The sequence below is a fragment of the Lutibacter sp. genome, assembly GCF_013139515.1.
Taxonomy (GTDB): domain Bacteria; phylum Bacteroidota; class Bacteroidia; order Flavobacteriales; family Flavobacteriaceae; genus Lutibacter.
In genome coordinates this window covers 1-15,076 of record NZ_WTAR01000136.1, presented here as the reverse complement: position 1 = coordinate 15,076, position 15,076 = coordinate 1, and the positions used below count along the sequence as shown (strand labels likewise).

Genomic DNA, 15,076 nt, shown 5'->3' with positions numbered 1-15,076 from the left:
CTGTTTGGGTAACAGTAACTGCTCAATTAGAACCAAATGCGGGTGATGATGGAACTATAACAGTTTGTCAAGGAACAACTCCAAGCGAAGCAACGTTATTTGCTGCACTAACAGGAGCAGATGAAGGAGGGTCTTGGTCAAACATAGGATTAGTTTATACGTACATAGTAGATGCTACATCTCCTTGTACAGAAGAAGATACATCAATAGTAACTGTAATTGAACAATTAGCACCTATTGCTGATTCACCAGTAAATGTTATGGCTTGTGATAGTTATATATTACCATCATTAAATTACGGAAATTATTATACTGAATCTAGCGGGTTAGGAGTGCCTTTAAATGCAGGTGACGAAATAACAAGTACAATAATTTTATACGTTTTCACACCTGCAACTACACCTTGTACTATTAATGCACAGAATAGTTTTAAAATTACAATTAACGATAGCACAACCACAGCAACAGAAGTTGTCAAAGCGTGTGACAGTTACTCTTGGAATGGGACAGCTTATACAGTAACAGGAATTTACACGTATGAAAGTGAAAATGAATCAGGATGTATCAATACAGCAACACTAGACTTAACAGTAGGAACCAGCACAACCACAGCAACAGAAGTTGTCAAAGCGTGTGACAGTTACTCTTGGAATGGGACAGCTTATACAGTAACAGGAATTTACACGTATGAAAGTGAAAATGAATCAGGATGTATCAATACTGCAACACTAGACTTAACAGTAGGAACTAGCACGACTACTGAAGATGAGAATGTTACAACTTGTTCTAACTTTACTTGGAATGATGTAGAGTACACTGAGAGTGGAACATATACATTTGAGAGTGAAAATGAAACGGGTTGTACCAATACCGCAACATTGAATTTATCAATTAATTCTCCTGAAGAATTTGACGGAAGATCTATAGACTTATGTGTTTTAGATGATATTATTGATTTAACTAGATTATTAGGAGATGATTATATAGGAGGTGGTACGTGGACTGATGAAATGAATAGTGGAGGAATAAGAGGAAACATATTTGATCCATCAATTGTAAATCTTGATGATTACGAATTTACGTATACTGAACCTGGAGATTGTGGTAGTATTATAACTGTATTTGTTAATGTTAATGATGATTGTGTTGTTTTACCTTGTTCAACAGAAGGGAGTATTGAAATATCAAAAGTTGTTACAGCTAACGATGATGGTATAAATGATTATTTTACTATTTCAGAGATTGATTCTTGTGGGTTTACGGCTGAAGTATCTATATTTAATCGTTGGGGGAAAATAGTATATCAATCAAATAATTATCAAAATAATTGGAGTGGGTACCATAATAATTCAGGTTTAACTATGGGTGCAAGTGATAAATTACCTACAGGAACTTATTATTATGTTATAAACATAATGGGTAGTGGTTATAGACCAATAACAGGGTATATTTATTTAGGAACTAACAAATAAAAACAAAACTATGAAGCGTTTAATTATAATTATAGTAGTATTTATTTTAGGATTTGAAAATTCTAATGCACAGCAACTGCCGCAGTTTACGCAATATATGTATAATACAATTGCTATTAACCCAGCATATGCAGGTAGTAGAGAAGTGTTGAGTATTGTTGGTTTAAATAGAAATCAATGGGGAGGATTTGATGGAGGGCCACAAACACAAACCTTATCTATTCATTCACCTTTAAGAAATGAAAAAGTAGGTTTGGGATTATCATTAATTAATGATAAATCTGGTTTTGAAAACTTTACATATGTATATGCAGATTTTTCTTATACAATTAAAGCAACAGAAGATCTTAAAATTAGTTTTGGATTAAAAGGAGGGATGACATATTATAAACTTTCTGAAGAGCTATATAATTTAACAGAAGTGAATCAAGATCCATATTTTGATGAGAAATTAAATAGATGGAACTCTAATTTTGGAGCTGGTATATTAGTACATAGTAACAAATGGTATTTAGGCTTATCAGTACCGAAGTTAATTAACCACGATTTAAATAATGATACAGAATTTGCAGCTTTAGAAACCGTGCATTACTATGGTATTGGAGGATATGTATTTGATTTAAATAGAAATTTAAAATTAAAACCGTCTTTTATGGTTAAATATACCAAAGGAGCACCATTTTCTACAGACCTAACAGCAAACTTTTTGTTTGATGAAAAGTTTTGGTTAGGAGGTTCATATAGAATCAATGGAGAGCAAAGAGCTATTGGAGCTCTTGCAGATTTTCAAGTTTCAGAACAGTTTAGAATAGGTTATACGTATGAAATTCCTACAGGAGAAATAAGACCTTACACTTCTGGTTCTCATGAAATTTTGTTAATGTACGAGTTTAAATACACGAAAGGTAAAATGAAATCACCTAGATACTTTTAACCAAATAGAACTAAAATTATGAAAATTACAAAACTAATTACAATTGTTTTTTTATTGATATGTTCATATTCATTTGGGCAATCAGGTAAATTAAACAGAGCAAATAGACACTATAACAGTTTTTCATTTGTGAAAGCAATTGAAAAGTATGAGAAATTAATAGATACAAACTTTAATAAAGTTTACGCAATGCGAAAACTAGGTGATTCTTACATGTATTTAAGAAAACCAAATGAAGCTGCAAAAGTTTATAAGCATGTAGTTGAACAAGAGAATGTACCTAAAGAATATTATTATTATTACGCACAAGCACTTAGAGGAACAGGTGATTATGAAACGTCTAAAGTTTGGATGAATAAGTATAAAAATGAAGCAAGTTCAGATTCAAGAGTTGCTGAATTTTTAGAAAAACAAGATTTTGAAAGCGCTATGTTTAATTTAACAAAGCAATATTCAGTATCTAAAACTAATTTTAATACTACGTTTAGTGATTTTGGAGCTGTTGATTATAATAATGAAGTAGTTTTTGTATCAGCAAAAGATGAAGGAGTTTCAACAAAAAGAAAATATGCTTGGAACGCTCAACCTTTCTTAGATATTTATCAAGTAGCAAAGGAAGGAAGTATTGAAGATTCTGAAAAATTATCAGGCGATGTAAATTCAATTTACCATGAAGGCCCAGTCTCATTTTCAGCTAATGGAAATAAGATGTATTTTACCAGAAATAATTATTATGAAGGAGAAAAAGGAAAGGATAATAATGGAATTAACAACCTTAAAATTTATAGTTCTGAATTAATTAATGGAACTTGGACTAACATTAACGGTGTTCATTTTAATAATGATGAATATTCTGTTGGGCATCCTACATTAAGTGATGATGGTAAAAAACTGTATTTTACATCAGATATGCCTGGAGGAATTGGAGGTTCAGATATTTATGTAGTTGATATTAATGAAGATGAAACATTAGGTCATCCAAAAAATATGGGAGCAGTTGTGAATACTGAAGGAAATGAAATGTTTCCATTTATTCATAAAGAAGGAACATTATTTTTCTCATCTGATGGACATGTTGGTTTTGGTTTGCTAGATGTTTTTGCAACTATTACCGATGAAAATAATGAAGTAGTTAATATTTTAAACCTTGGAAAACCTATTAATAGTTCAAAAGATGATTTTTCATATTATTTATCAGCAGAAGGTTTTGATGGATATATTTCATCAAATAGAGAAGGCGGAGTAGGCGATGATGATATTTACAAATTTACAAGAATACCACCATTAAAATTAAAAGGTCAAATCTTTGACGATGCTAATAACGAGCCTTTAGAAAATGCAAAAGTTGTATTGTTAGATGGAAATGGTGAAGAAATTGCATATTTTATTACTGAAGCTAATGGTTATTATGAGCATATTGTAGATAGAGATGCTAAGTTTACGTTAAACGGGTCAAAAGAAAAATATACAGATATTAATAAAGAATTCAATTCATTTAATTTAGATAAAGAAAAAGAATTTGTTGTTAATTTAAATGTAGGTTTAAAACCAATTGAAGATGTTGTTTTATTAGCAGATTTAGAAACTATTTATTTTGACTTAGATAAATCAAATATTAGACTAGATGCAGCGTTAGAACTAGATAAAGTTGTAACTTTAATGAATAAGTATCCAGGAATGGTAATAAGATTAGAGTCGCATACAGATAGTAGAGCAAATGATCAATACAATATTGCGTTATCTAATAGAAGAGCAAAATCAACGTATGAATATATTATTTCCAATGGAATTGATGTGAGTAGAATAACAAAATATGAAGGTTTTGGAGAAACTCAATTGGTAAATAAATGTTCTAACGGTGTAAAATGTTCTAAAGATGAACATCAATTAAATAGAAGAACAGAATTTATTATTATAAAAATGAAATAAAAATTTAGCAGTCGTAAAATAATTAACTTTGATTATACTACCGTTGTGGGGACGACAATTTTCTCAAGTTGTTATTTGCGACTGCTTTTTCTTAATTAATACTAAATTATACTACTGTTGTAGGGATTGTAATTTTACAATTACTATTTCTTGCAAAGTTAGTTTACAGCAAAACACACTTTCTTGGTGTAATAATTTCACCCAAATTATTTATATAGTTAAATCCAGGTATTAGTGTATTGATGTAAATTCGCTTAACAGCTTTTTTGTTTATCTTAACAGAGTTTTTAATCACTTTTAAATGTGATTCTTTATGGCTGTTTTGTAGAGATGTCGCTTTCATAATACGTTTGTTTTTAAGATTAACTACAATTAAATTAGTTGTTGTGAGGACAATTATTTTTTTATAAATATTTGTGTAAAGTAATTTCTTCCTTCACTATTAGATTCTGTTGATATTCCAAAATGGGTATAACTACTATTCTCGATTATTTTTTTATGTTCTTCACTATTTAACCATCCATTTACCACACCTTGAGCAGAGTTGAATCCATAAGCTACATTTTCTCCAACTGATTTTGCACCTGCATTGTCAATTAAAGTTTGTGAGCGTACGTTAAAATTATCGTGGCTTACAGTTCCTGTTTTCACCATATAATCTGTATGGCCGTCTGCTACTCCTGAAATAATATTTAATGGAGTTAAATTAGTTAAGTTAATGCTTTGTCTATATTCATTTACTAAGTCTAGTATTTCAGTTTCAATAGACGTATATGTTACATTTGTGTTTATGGCTTCGGTACTTTCATTAAAATAAATTCCATCATCTTCTTTAGCGCAAGAAAACAATACAGAAGTAAAAAGTATTAGAGAAACGAGTTTTAAAGCAAGAGATTTCATTATTGTGGGGTTTGTGGGTTATGTTTAAATTTTGGATTTTTAAGTTAATTCAGAGTGACTATAGTTTTAATTTGTAACTAGCAAAACATTTTACTTATAATCACTCTTGAATCTCCTTTTTATTAAATTTACTAATGTTTAAAATTATATTTATGAATTTAGGGTTTACTGTTTTATTTAAAAATCATCAAGCTTACTTTTGCATAAAACCAAACTTGATGATTTTTGTTGGTTTACTAATCAATGGGGTTGTTGATTAATTCTAATTAATTCAAATTCATATTTTGAACGGTTGGGGTTTATGAACTTTTAACACCTCTAAATTATAAATTATTTTGGAATAAACAAATTTATTTTGTAAATAATTACCATTTATTATTAAAAACACACCTTACATTGAATAAAACAAGTAATTTATTATATAAATAATGCAATTTATTATATAAATAATTACCGTTTATTTGAAAAAACATACCGTTTATTCAAAAATTTAGACATAAAAAAAGCGAATTTAGACTAAATTCGCTTTTTTTTCAGTTGTAATTTTTATTATTTCAATAATCCCGCACGTTTTAACAATGCATTATTAGTTGGTTTTTTTCCTCTGAAATTTAGATATAAATCCATTGGTTTTGTAGTTCCTCCTTTTGTTAAAATTGCCTCTTTAAATTTTTGTGATACATCTTTATTAAAGATTCCTTTTTCTAAAAATAAGGAAAAAGCATCAGCATCTAAAACTTCAGCCCATTTGTAAGAATAATAACCCGAAGAATACCCTCCTTGAAAAATATGAGAAAATGAAGTACTCATGCAATTCTCTTTTACATCAGGAAATAATTGTGTGTTTTTAAAAGCTAAAGATTCAAATTCTTTTACGCTTTTAATTTTTGAAGGATTTTTTTCGTGCCAATTCATATCTAAAATACCAAAGCTTAGCTGACGTAAAGTTTGCATTCCTTCTAAAAAGTTAGAAGTTTTTTTAATTTTTTCAATAAAATCCATCGGAATTAACTTATCGGTTTTATAATGTTTAGCAAATAAGTTTAAAGCTTCTTTCTCATAACACCAGTTTTCTAATAATTGACTTGGTAGTTCAACAAAATCCCAATATACATTTGTGCCAGATAAACTTTGGTAAGTTGTGTTGGCTAACATACCATGTAAAGCATGGCCAAATTCATGAAATAAAGTAGTTACTTCATTAAAAGTTAATAGTGAAGGTTTTGTTTCTGTAGGTTTTGTAAAATTACAAACGATAGATATATGTGGTCTTGAGTTTTCTCCATTTTTTTGCCATTGTCCTTTAAAGGAAGTCATCCAAGCGCCATTACGTTTTCCTTTTCTTGGAAAAAAATCTGCGTATAAAATAGCAACATAATTGCCTGATGAATCAGTTACTTTATAGGTTTTAACATCATCATGGTATTTATCTATGGTATTTATTTCTTCAAACTCTACATCATATAATTTAGTTGAAACGGAGAAAACACCATTAATAACATTCTCTAATTTAAAATAAGGTTTTAACTGTTCTTCTTCTAAATCAAACAATTCTTTTTTAAGTTTTTCTGAATAATAAGCACTGTCCCATTTTTCAAGTTGATGAATGCCATCTTTTTTTGCAAAGTTTAAAAGTGAATCAAATTCTTTCTGTGCTGCTGGTTTGGCTTTTTCTAATAAATCATCTAAAAAAATAATTACATTTTCGGGTGATTCGGCCATTCGTTCTTCCAATACAAAATGAGAATGTGATTTAAAACTTAATAAATTTGCTCTTTTGTAACGAAGTTTAACTAAGTCTAAAACAACTTGTTGGTTGTCATATTCGTTATTCTGAAAAGCTTTTGCACCAAATGCTAGTGCCATTTTTTTTCTCAACGCTCTATCATCTGCATATGTCATAAAAGGAATGTAGCTAGGATAATCAAGCGTAAAAATCCAACCTTCTTTGTTTTTTTGCTTGGCAATCATTTTAGCTGCCTCAATAGCGCTTTCAGGTAAGCCTTTTAATTGATTGTTATCTGTAATATGTAATTCAAAAGCATTTGTTTCGGCTAAAACATTTTCCCCAAATTTTAATTTTAATTTAGAAAGTTTGGTGTCAATTATTCTTAATTCAGCTTTGCCTTTTTCATTAAGATTTGCACCATTTCGCGAAAAACTTTTATATTTATTGGTTAATAAAGTGTCCTGTTCAGTTGTTAAATTAAGTTCGTCTTTTATGTCAAAAATTAACTGTACTCTTTTAAAAAGCTTTTCATTTAATCTAACATCATTTGAAAAGTCGGTTAACATTGGCGAAACTTCTTGCGCAATTTTTTGAATCTCGTCATTAGTTTCAGCTGAATTTAAATTAAAAAACACACTTGAAATTCTGTCTAACAATTCTCCAGTAAATTCTAAAGATTCAATAGTGTTCTCAAAAGTTGGAACATCGGTATTATTTGTAATTACATCAATTTCTTCTTTTGAAATTTTAATAGCTTCAATAAAAGCTGGTTTAAAATGCTCGTTTTTAATTTTTGAAAAAGGAGCTGTTGCAAAAGGTGTTGTAAATTTTTCTAATAAAGGATTAGCCATAATAATTATAAAATAATGGGACTGTTATATTGTTGAAATGATTGATTGTTGCTTTTTACTGTTTAAGTTTAGCTGCAGATTTGTTCACTTTTATTTTTAACTCTTCTTTGTATTGAAGAATTTTATCTTGAACATTTTTATTTGAGCTCCCAATAATTTGAGCAGCTAAAATACCTGCATTTAAAGCGCAATCAAGTGCTACTGTTGCAACAGGAACTCCTCCAGGCATTTGAAGAATTGATAATACAGAATCCCACCCATCAATAGAATTTCTAGATTTTACAGGAACTCCAATCACCGGAAGCGGACTCATAGAAGCTACCATTCCAGGTAAATGTGCTGCGCCACCTGCGCCAGCAATTATTACAGAAATTCCACGATTATGAGCATTTTTAGCGTAGTCAAACAGTTTTTCAGGTGTTCTATGCGCCGAAACAATATCTACCTCAGTTTCAATATTAAAACTTTGTAAAATATCAATAGCTTGCTGCATAATTGGAAGATCTGAATTGCTTCCCATAATAATTCCTACTTTACTCATAATAGTTTTATTTGCTTATTACTCTAATGGTGTTTTTTACTTTTTCGGCTACTTCTCTAGCCTTAGTTATATCTTTATCTACAACAGTTACATGCCCCATTTTCCTGAAAGGTCTTGTTTGTTTTTTACCATAAATATGAGGAGTAACACCATCCATTTTCAAAATGTTATTCATGTTTTTATAAACCACATCTCCTGTAAACCCTTCTTCACCAACCAAATTTACCATAATTCCAGCAAGTTTACTTTCAGTACTTCCTAAAGGAAGATTTAAAATGCTGCGTACATGTTGTTCAAACTGATTAGTGTAAGAGGCTTCAATACTGTAATGGCCACTATTGTGAGTACGTGGTGCAACTTCATTTACCAAAATATCATCATCTTTTGTTTGAAATAATTCAACAGCTAATAAACCAATATGTTGAAAAGATTCAGCAACTTTTAACGCAATATTTCTGGCTTTTTTAGCTACTTCTTCTGAAATTCTTGCCGGACAAATTACATATTCTACTTGGTTTGCTTCAGAATGAAATTCCATTTCAACAACAGGATATGTTTTTATTTCGCCATTTTTATTTCTAGCAACAATAACAGCCAATTCATTTTTAAACGGAATTAATTCTTCAATAATACAATCTGTATTAGTTAATGAATTTAAATCGTTTTGGTTTTTAACAATTTTAACACCTGTACCATCATAACCAAATTGAGCTGATTTCCAAACAAATGGAAATGATAGTGTTTCTTTTTTTAACTCATTTAAAGTAGAAAATCTTTTATGTGGTGAAGTTGGAATATTTTGTTCAACAAAAAAATCTTTCTGTTTTCCTTTGTGTTGAATAATTTGCAGCACACTTGGTTGTGGGTAAATTGCCAAACCTTCTTCTTCCAATTTTAAAAGTGCATCAATATTTACATGTTCAATTTCAATAGTAAGTACATTTACTTTTTTACCAAAATTGTATACAGTTTCGTAATCTAATAAATCACCTTGATGAAATTCGTTACAAATTTGTGCACAAGGAGCTTCTAAAGAAGTATCTAAAATACACGTGTAAATGTCAAATTTTTGGGTTTCAGTTAGTAGCATTTTACCTAACTGACCACCGCCTAAAACACCTAATTTAAAATTTGAAGAGAAATAATTGTTCACTTTTTGTTGCTTTTGCACAAAAATAGTAATCTGTTTTGAATTAAGGAGTTAATTATTGGTAATAATTAAAGTAGTAGGGTTTATTTGAGTAACCTTATATTCTCTTGCAAAATGTGAGTTTCCAGCAGTTTGTGGCGAGCCTTCAATAATGCTATACTCACTATTATCGCATGAACATTTTAATTTTAAACTTCCATCAAAAGTCATAGGTATTGTGCAATCATTATTTGGACAAGCTCTTTCATAAGCTTTAAAAGGCGGAGTTAATCCTACATTTTGTAAAAAAAGTCCTTGTAAACCTTTATTTGCGCCAGCTTCTATATATATCCATTCTGAAGGAGTTTGGAGGTCTAAATATTGTGGTAAATTTAAATTAATAGTTACATCAACATTTGCAAAAGGTAAAATATCATTTGTTTCGTTTTTTTCACATGAAAATAGAGAAAAAAGTAAAAAAGTAAAAAATAAGTTTCGCATAAAAGCTTTATCAAGTTTGTTTTAAATGTGTGCAATTTACAAATATTTTGTATATTTGTTTTAAATCTCATTCTGTTTACAGCATTGGGATTTTTTGTATTTATTAAAATGATATTATATGAGTAAAATTTCGTATTACACAGAAGAGGGAATGAAAAAACTGAAGGATGAGTTGGAGCATTTAGAACATGTTGAACGTCCTAGAGTTAGTAATGATATTGCTGAAGCGAGAGACAAAGGCGATTTAAGTGAGAATGCTGAATATCATGCTGCAAAAGAAGAACAATCACATTTAGAATTAAAAATAGCAAAATTAAAAGAAGTTGTTTCTAATGCAAGAATTATTGATGAATCGTTGTTAGATACTTCAAAAATATTAATTCATTCAATTGTGAAAATTAAGAATACAACTAATAATATGGAATTTACATATACGTTAGTTGCAGATTCAGAAACAAATATTAAAGAAGGGAAACTATCTGTAAATTCACCTATTGGTAAAGGATTACTTGGTAAAAAATTAGGGGACATTGCTGAAATTGAGGTGCCAAGTGGTATTATGAAGTTTGAAATTGTTGAAATTTCCAGATAAAAAACTAAATAAAATTTAAGACAAACCCTTTTCAGTTTTTTAATTGAGAAGGGTTTCTTATTTTTGATAAAAAAATAGATGTCCATATTTACTAAAATAATTAATGGTGAAATACCATCGTATAAAGTTGCTGAAAACGATAAATTCTATGCGTTTTTAGACATCAACCCAAATGCTAAAGGGCACACATTAGTTGTACCAAAAAAAGAAGTAAATAAACTTTTTGATCTTGACGTAGAAACTTATAATGAGTTAATGAGTTTTTCAAGAAAAATAGCCATTGCTATTGAAAAAGTAATTCCTTGTAAAAGAATTGGAATGAGTGTTATTGGGTTGGAAGTTCCACACGTACATGTACATTTAATACCTTTACAAGCAATGGAAGATATTCAGTTTGTAAAGAAAGTGAAGCTAAATTCAGAAGAATTTGAAACGATATCGAAAGCTATTTCGAGTAATTTATAGTGCTATTTTTTTAACGTAATTGAAAAAGTAGTTCCTTTATTTAATTCAGATTTTTGAACTGAAATTTTGCCATTGTGGTAATCTTCAATAATTCTTTTTGCAAGCGATAATCCTAATCCCCAACCACGTTTTTTGGTGGTGTAACCAGGAGAAAATATTTTTTGTTGTAAACTTTTTGGAATTCCTTTTCCAGTATCAGAAATAGTAATATTAACAGTATTATCAGTGTCAGTAATAGTCAAATCAATTTTACCTTTACCTTCCATAGCATCTATGGCGTTTTTTACCAAATTTTCTATAACCCAGCTAAATAGTTGAAAGTTTATATTGGCTAATATCTCTTTTTTTGGTTCATCAAAATTAAATTCAACCTGTTTAGAACTTCTTGTTTTTAAATAGTTAAAAGAACTGCTAGTAACATAAACAATATCTAATTTTTTTAATTTAGGAATAGAGCCAATTTTTGAAAATCGTTCTGCAATGGTGTTTAATCTAAACACATCGTTTTCAATTTCTTTTACCGTATTTTCATCAGTATTTTCTAAACGTAAAATTTCAATCCAACCTAATAAGGAAGATAAAGGCGTGCCTATTTGATGTGCGGTTTCTTTTGCCATACCTGTCCAAAGTTTGTTTTGTTCAGCAACTTTGTTCGATTTAAAAAATAAGTAAATTACACTTGAGAATAATACTAAAATTAAGATTAAGGCAACCGGATAATATTTAAGTTTTGTTAATAAATCTGAATCTCGATAATAAATATAAAGTGTAATATTTTCATTATCAGTAGTGTAATTTATAAGAATAGGATTGTTTTGAACTTTCATTATTGAAAGTTGCCTTAATAAAAATGCAGATTTTTTTGTTTTTTCAATATCTAAATTAGACCATTCGGTAATACTATCTCTTTCATTAGTAATAATCATTGGAATATTATGATTGTTACCTATAATTTTAGATTCTAATGAAATTTCAGCATCTAAATCAGCAGTACTAAAACGTTCGTAAGCTTTTGCTAAAATTTCCATTTTAGCACGTTCTTCAGTTTTAAATTTCTGAAAAAAATCGTAGGTATTCCACAAAATAAGCGCAACAATAATAAACGAAGTTATTATTACGGTCCATCTAATTATTTGTGAATTTTTTTGTGATGCCATTATTCAAATATAGAATATATGTTGCTATAACTTTAAAATACAATCAATATTATTTTAAAGTTGAAATATTTATATTTGTTAAAAATAATAGATGTTAAGTATAAATCCTAAAGATATACCAACAGTAAAATTACACAGTTATTTACTAAGTGCAGTTGCGCCACGTCCAATAGCTTTGGCTAGTACTGTTGATGTTGATGGAAAACCAAATGTATCGCCTTTTAGTTTTTTTAATGTTTTTAGTGCAAATCCACCAATTTTAATTTTTTCACCTGCGCGTAGAGTCAAAGGAAATACAACCAAGCACACGTTAGAAAACGCAAAAGCTACAAAAGAAGTAGTCATAAACATGGTGAATTATGATATTGTTCAACAAATGTCATTATCAAGTACTGAATATCCTGCAGGAGTTAACGAATTTGAAAAAGCAGGTTTTACAATGTTACCTTCAGAAAAAGTAACACCATTTAGAGTTGCAGAATCTCCAATTCAATTAGAATGTAAAATAAATGAAATTATTGAATTAGGTTCAGAAGGTGGAGCAGGAAACTTAATAATTTGTGAAGTAGTGAAGTTACACATTAAAGAAGAGTTTTTAAATGATGAAGGAGTTATTGATCAACAAAAATTAGATTTGGTGGCAAGAGCTGGTGGAAGTTTATATTCAAGAGCTAAAGAAGGTTTTTTTAAAATTCCAAAGCCTTTATCAACTTTAGGTATTGGAGTTGACACTATTCCTTCTGAAATTAGAAACAGTACGGTTCTAACAGGGAACGATTTAGGAATGTTGGGAAATATTGAAGCAATCCCATCAAAAATTGATGTTGATAAGTTTGCGAAAGAACATCTGCAAAAGATTGGGAATAATACCCTAAAAAAACATACATTTGCGAAAGCATTTTTAGAAAAAAACGATGTGATAAGTGCTTGGAAAGTACTTTTAATGAAATAACTAGAAAATATGGAGATTACAGGAAAAATTAAAAAAATTGACGAAACCAAAACTTTTGGAGCTAGTGGTTTTAGAAAAAGAGAAATGGTTGTAACAACTAATGAACAATATCCACAAATGTTAATGGTGGAATTTGTACAAGATAAATGTGATTTATTAGATAGTTACCAAGTTGGGCAAGATGTAAAAGTTTCTATAAATTTAAGAGGTAGAGAGTGGATAAACCCTGAAGGAAAAGCGGTGTATTTTAACTCTATTCAAGGATGGAGAATTGAAGTTGCACAAGCTGAAGCAGGTGCTGGAGCTCCGCCAGTAGCACCTTTAGATAATTTAGAAACTACTGCAGATTTAAACGAGAGTGAACCAGACGATTTACCTTTCTAAAAAAATCTACATAACATATTAAAAAGAGAAAAGCGAAGGTTTTTCTCTTTTTTTGTTTGGTTATATTTGTAAAAATTAATTCACATGTATTTACTTTCAAAAGAGTTGGTATTTCCTCCGGTACATTTAGCAAATGAAGAAGGCGTGTTGGCTGTTGGTGGAGATTTATCGGTTGAAAGATTACTATTAGCTTATAAAAGCGGAATATTTCCTTGGTACAATCAAGGAGAACCAATAATTTGGTATAGTCCAAATCCTAGAATGGTATTATTTCCAAAAGATTTAAAAGTTTCAAAAAGTATGAAACAAGTAATTCGAAAACAAGAATTCACAATAACCTATAATCAGAATTTTGAAGCTGTAATTTCAAATTGTAAACAAATCTTTAGAACTGCTGACCAAGGCGGAACTTGGATTACCAATGAAATGCAACAAGCCTATATAAACTTACATAAAAAAGGAATTGCAAAATCGGTAGAAGTTTGGTTGGGTGATGAACTGGTTGGTGGTTTGTATGGGATTGATTTAGGAACTATTTTTTGCGGTGAAAGTATGTTTAGTAAAGTAAGTAATGCTTCAAAATTTGCTTTTATTAAGTTGATTCAAAAATTAGAAAATGAAAATTATACATTGATTGATTGTCAAGTGTATAATAATCATTTAGCTAGTTTAGGGGCTGATGAAATTTCAAGAGATGAATTTTTGAAATTCTTACCCAATAAATAAATTTATTTTTTAACACGTTTTTTCTTCCATTTCAAGTTGGTTTCCGGCTTCTTCAGCATTTTTATCAAGGTTAGTGCCAACAACAATACCTATAAGCGTACCTAACCCAATTCCAATAGCTATATTTCCAGAATCATTCAAAATAACTGAAAAAGCAACTCCAAAAGACATTCCCATAACCATCCATAAATTTTTATAATGGTTTTTAGGTACAAGTTTTAATTCCTTTTTTACAAGTGTTAGTATACTAGTATATTTTTTGTTAAAAGCTTTTGTATGTTCCTTTTCTGTTCCTGAAAATGAATTTAAGTATTTAATAGTTTCATTAATACTATTTAATACTTCAGAAGGAATTTCTTTACTACTTAATGCCTCAATTAAAATAAGTACTTTGTTGTATGCTTTTATCAATCTTGGATTGTTATCAGCGTCTTTTAGTTCTTTAAGTTTTTCCATGTTTATTTTAAACTATTTTCTTAATTCTTCAATGTCTGCAATCATATCGTTTAGTTTTCTAAAAACTCGTCCATATATTAAATTTACATCAAAATTGTAAATTTTATCTCCAAATATTGCCATTAAACTTGCAATTAAAATAATGGGTAACATCCATAATACAGGGAATCCGTTTACCAAATAAATTTGATGAGGTTTACCTAAAATTTCTGAGAGTAATGCTTGAAAATTTCCAGAAAACCAAATACCAGCAATTGCAGTAATAAAAAATAGGGGATAATATATTCTGGCTAATTTTCTATTTATTCTAAGTTGATCCTTTAACCATTTATCAAACGCTTTTAGGTAGTTATAACTA

At 29.4% G+C, this 15,076-nt stretch carries 15 protein-coding genes and 1 pseudogene; 8 read left to right on the top strand and 8 right to left on the bottom strand.

Annotated features, from left to right (window positions below):
- The 3 genes from GQ540_RS12020 to GQ540_RS12010 form a co-directional block, all read left to right on the top strand.
- A partial coding sequence (locus tag GQ540_RS12020; protein WP_291801387.1) for a gliding motility-associated C-terminal domain-containing protein occupies nt 1-1,472 on the top strand: 1,472 nt, incomplete at its 5' end.
- A 10-nt stretch (nt 1,473-1,482) separates the two neighbouring features.
- Nucleotides 1,483-2,406, top strand: coding sequence for a type IX secretion system membrane protein PorP/SprF (locus GQ540_RS12015; RefSeq protein ID WP_291801384.1), 924 nt, complete (start codon nt 1,483-1,485; stop codon nt 2,404-2,406).
- An 18-nt stretch (nt 2,407-2,424) separates the two neighbouring features.
- A complete protein-coding gene (locus tag GQ540_RS12010) occupies nt 2,425-4,335 on the top strand; it encodes an OmpA family protein (RefSeq protein ID WP_291801381.1) in 1,911 nt (636 codons plus the stop codon).
- Nucleotides 4,336-4,731: 396 nt separating this feature from the next.
- Here GQ540_RS12010 and GQ540_RS12005 read toward each other — a convergent pair whose 3' ends face one another.
- From GQ540_RS12005 to GQ540_RS11985, 5 genes are all read right to left on the bottom strand, one after another.
- Nucleotides 4,732-5,235 (bottom strand): CAP domain-containing protein, encoded by a 504-nt coding sequence (locus GQ540_RS12005; RefSeq protein ID WP_291801377.1) that lies wholly within the window; start codon nt 5,233-5,235, stop codon nt 4,732-4,734.
- Nucleotides 5,236-5,784: 549 nt separating this feature from the next.
- Nucleotides 5,785-7,815, bottom strand: coding sequence for a M3 family metallopeptidase (locus GQ540_RS12000; protein WP_291801375.1), 2,031 nt, complete (start codon nt 7,813-7,815; stop codon nt 5,785-5,787).
- 55 nt (nt 7,816-7,870) lie between these two features.
- Nucleotides 7,871-8,356: a 5-(carboxyamino)imidazole ribonucleotide mutase gene (gene purE, locus GQ540_RS11995; RefSeq protein ID WP_291801372.1), complete on the bottom strand. Its 486-nt coding sequence runs from the start codon at nt 8,354-8,356 to the stop codon at nt 7,871-7,873.
- A 7-nt stretch (nt 8,357-8,363) separates the two neighbouring features.
- A complete protein-coding gene (locus GQ540_RS11990) occupies nt 8,364-9,509 on the bottom strand; it encodes a 5-(carboxyamino)imidazole ribonucleotide synthase (RefSeq protein ID WP_291801369.1) in 1,146 nt (381 codons plus the stop codon).
- Nucleotides 9,510-9,557: 48 nt separating this feature from the next.
- Nucleotides 9,558-9,986 carry a hypothetical protein gene (locus GQ540_RS11985; RefSeq protein ID WP_291801366.1) on the bottom strand — a complete coding sequence of 143 codons (429 nt, stop codon included), beginning with the start codon at nt 9,984-9,986 and terminating at the stop codon, nt 9,558-9,560.
- A gap of 118 nt (nt 9,987-10,104) precedes the next feature.
- Here GQ540_RS11985 and greA point away from each other — a divergent pair, with 118 nt between their 5' ends.
- Together greA and GQ540_RS11975 are read left to right on the top strand one after the other, a co-directional pair.
- The gene (greA, locus tag GQ540_RS11980) at nt 10,105-10,578 is read left to right on the top strand and encodes a transcription elongation factor GreA (RefSeq protein ID WP_291801364.1); all 474 of its coding nucleotides are present in this window, start codon (nt 10,105-10,107) and stop codon (nt 10,576-10,578) included.
- A gap of 78 nt (nt 10,579-10,656) precedes the next feature.
- A complete protein-coding gene (locus GQ540_RS11975; protein WP_291801362.1) occupies nt 10,657-11,043 on the top strand; it encodes an HIT family protein in 387 nt (128 codons plus the stop codon).
- Between the two features lie 2 nt (nt 11,044-11,045).
- On the opposite strand, the gene GQ540_RS11970 is transcribed toward GQ540_RS11975, so the two are convergent.
- Entirely contained in the window at nt 11,046-12,200 is a 1,155-nt protein-coding gene (locus tag GQ540_RS11970) for a HAMP domain-containing sensor histidine kinase (RefSeq protein WP_291801360.1), read from the bottom strand.
- Nucleotides 12,201-12,291: 91 nt separating this feature from the next.
- Between GQ540_RS11970 and GQ540_RS11965 the strand changes: the two genes are divergently transcribed.
- The 3 genes from GQ540_RS11965 to aat all read left to right on the top strand — a co-directional run bounded on the left by GQ540_RS11965 (nt 12,292) and on the right by aat (nt 14,262).
- Entirely contained in the window at nt 12,292-13,152 is an 861-nt protein-coding gene (locus tag GQ540_RS11965) for a flavin reductase family protein (protein ID WP_291801358.1), read from the top strand.
- Nucleotides 13,153-13,161: 9 nt separating this feature from the next.
- Nucleotides 13,162-13,536, top strand: a complete 375-nt coding sequence (locus GQ540_RS11960) for a DUF3127 domain-containing protein (RefSeq protein ID WP_291801356.1) — start codon at nt 13,162-13,164, stop codon at nt 13,534-13,536.
- An 84-nt stretch (nt 13,537-13,620) separates the two neighbouring features.
- On the top strand, nt 13,621-14,262 hold the full coding sequence (aat, locus tag GQ540_RS11955) for a leucyl/phenylalanyl-tRNA--protein transferase (RefSeq protein ID WP_291801354.1): 642 nt from the start codon (nt 13,621-13,623) through the stop codon (nt 14,260-14,262).
- Between the two features lie 9 nt (nt 14,263-14,271).
- On the opposite strand, the gene GQ540_RS11950 is transcribed toward aat, so the two are convergent.
- Together GQ540_RS11950 and GQ540_RS11945 are read right to left on the bottom strand one after the other, a co-directional pair.
- The gene (locus GQ540_RS11950; protein ID WP_291801352.1) at nt 14,272-14,718 is read right to left on the bottom strand and encodes a hypothetical protein; all 447 of its coding nucleotides are present in this window, start codon (nt 14,716-14,718) and stop codon (nt 14,272-14,274) included.
- A 12-nt stretch (nt 14,719-14,730) separates the two neighbouring features.
- Nucleotides 14,731-15,076: pseudogene (locus GQ540_RS11945) on the bottom strand (hypothetical protein); the annotation flags it as partial.

Excerpts from the sequence above, each read along its gene's own strand:
- GQ540_RS12015 (WP_291801384.1), top strand. The coding sequence starts at position 1,483 with ATGAAGCGTTTAATTATAATTATAGTAGTATTTATTTTAGGATTTGAA.
- GQ540_RS12010 (WP_291801381.1), top strand. The coding sequence starts at position 2,425 with ATGAAAATTACAAAACTAATTACAATTGTTTTTTTATTGATATGTTCA.
- GQ540_RS12005 (WP_291801377.1), bottom strand. The coding sequence starts at position 5,235 with ATGAAATCTCTTGCTTTAAAACTCGTTTCTCTAATACTTTTTACTTCT.
- GQ540_RS12000 (WP_291801375.1), bottom strand. The coding sequence starts at position 7,815 with ATGGCTAATCCTTTATTAGAAAAATTTACAACACCTTTTGCAACAGCT.
- purE (WP_291801372.1), bottom strand. The coding sequence starts at position 8,356 with ATGAGTAAAGTAGGAATTATTATGGGAAGCAATTCAGATCTTCCAATT.
- GQ540_RS11985 (WP_291801366.1), bottom strand. The coding sequence starts at position 9,986 with ATGCGAAACTTATTTTTTACTTTTTTACTTTTTTCTCTATTTTCATGT.
- greA (WP_291801364.1), top strand. The coding sequence starts at position 10,105 with ATGAGTAAAATTTCGTATTACACAGAAGAGGGAATGAAAAAACTGAAG.
- GQ540_RS11975 (WP_291801362.1), top strand. The coding sequence starts at position 10,657 with ATGTCCATATTTACTAAAATAATTAATGGTGAAATACCATCGTATAAA.
- GQ540_RS11970 (WP_291801360.1), bottom strand. The coding sequence starts at position 12,200 with ATGGCATCACAAAAAAATTCACAAATAATTAGATGGACCGTAATAATA.
- GQ540_RS11965 (WP_291801358.1), top strand. The coding sequence starts at position 12,292 with ATGTTAAGTATAAATCCTAAAGATATACCAACAGTAAAATTACACAGT.
- GQ540_RS11960 (WP_291801356.1), top strand. The coding sequence starts at position 13,162 with ATGGAGATTACAGGAAAAATTAAAAAAATTGACGAAACCAAAACTTTT.
- aat (WP_291801354.1), top strand. The coding sequence starts at position 13,621 with ATGTATTTACTTTCAAAAGAGTTGGTATTTCCTCCGGTACATTTAGCA.
- GQ540_RS11950 (WP_291801352.1), bottom strand. The coding sequence starts at position 14,718 with ATGGAAAAACTTAAAGAACTAAAAGACGCTGATAACAATCCAAGATTG.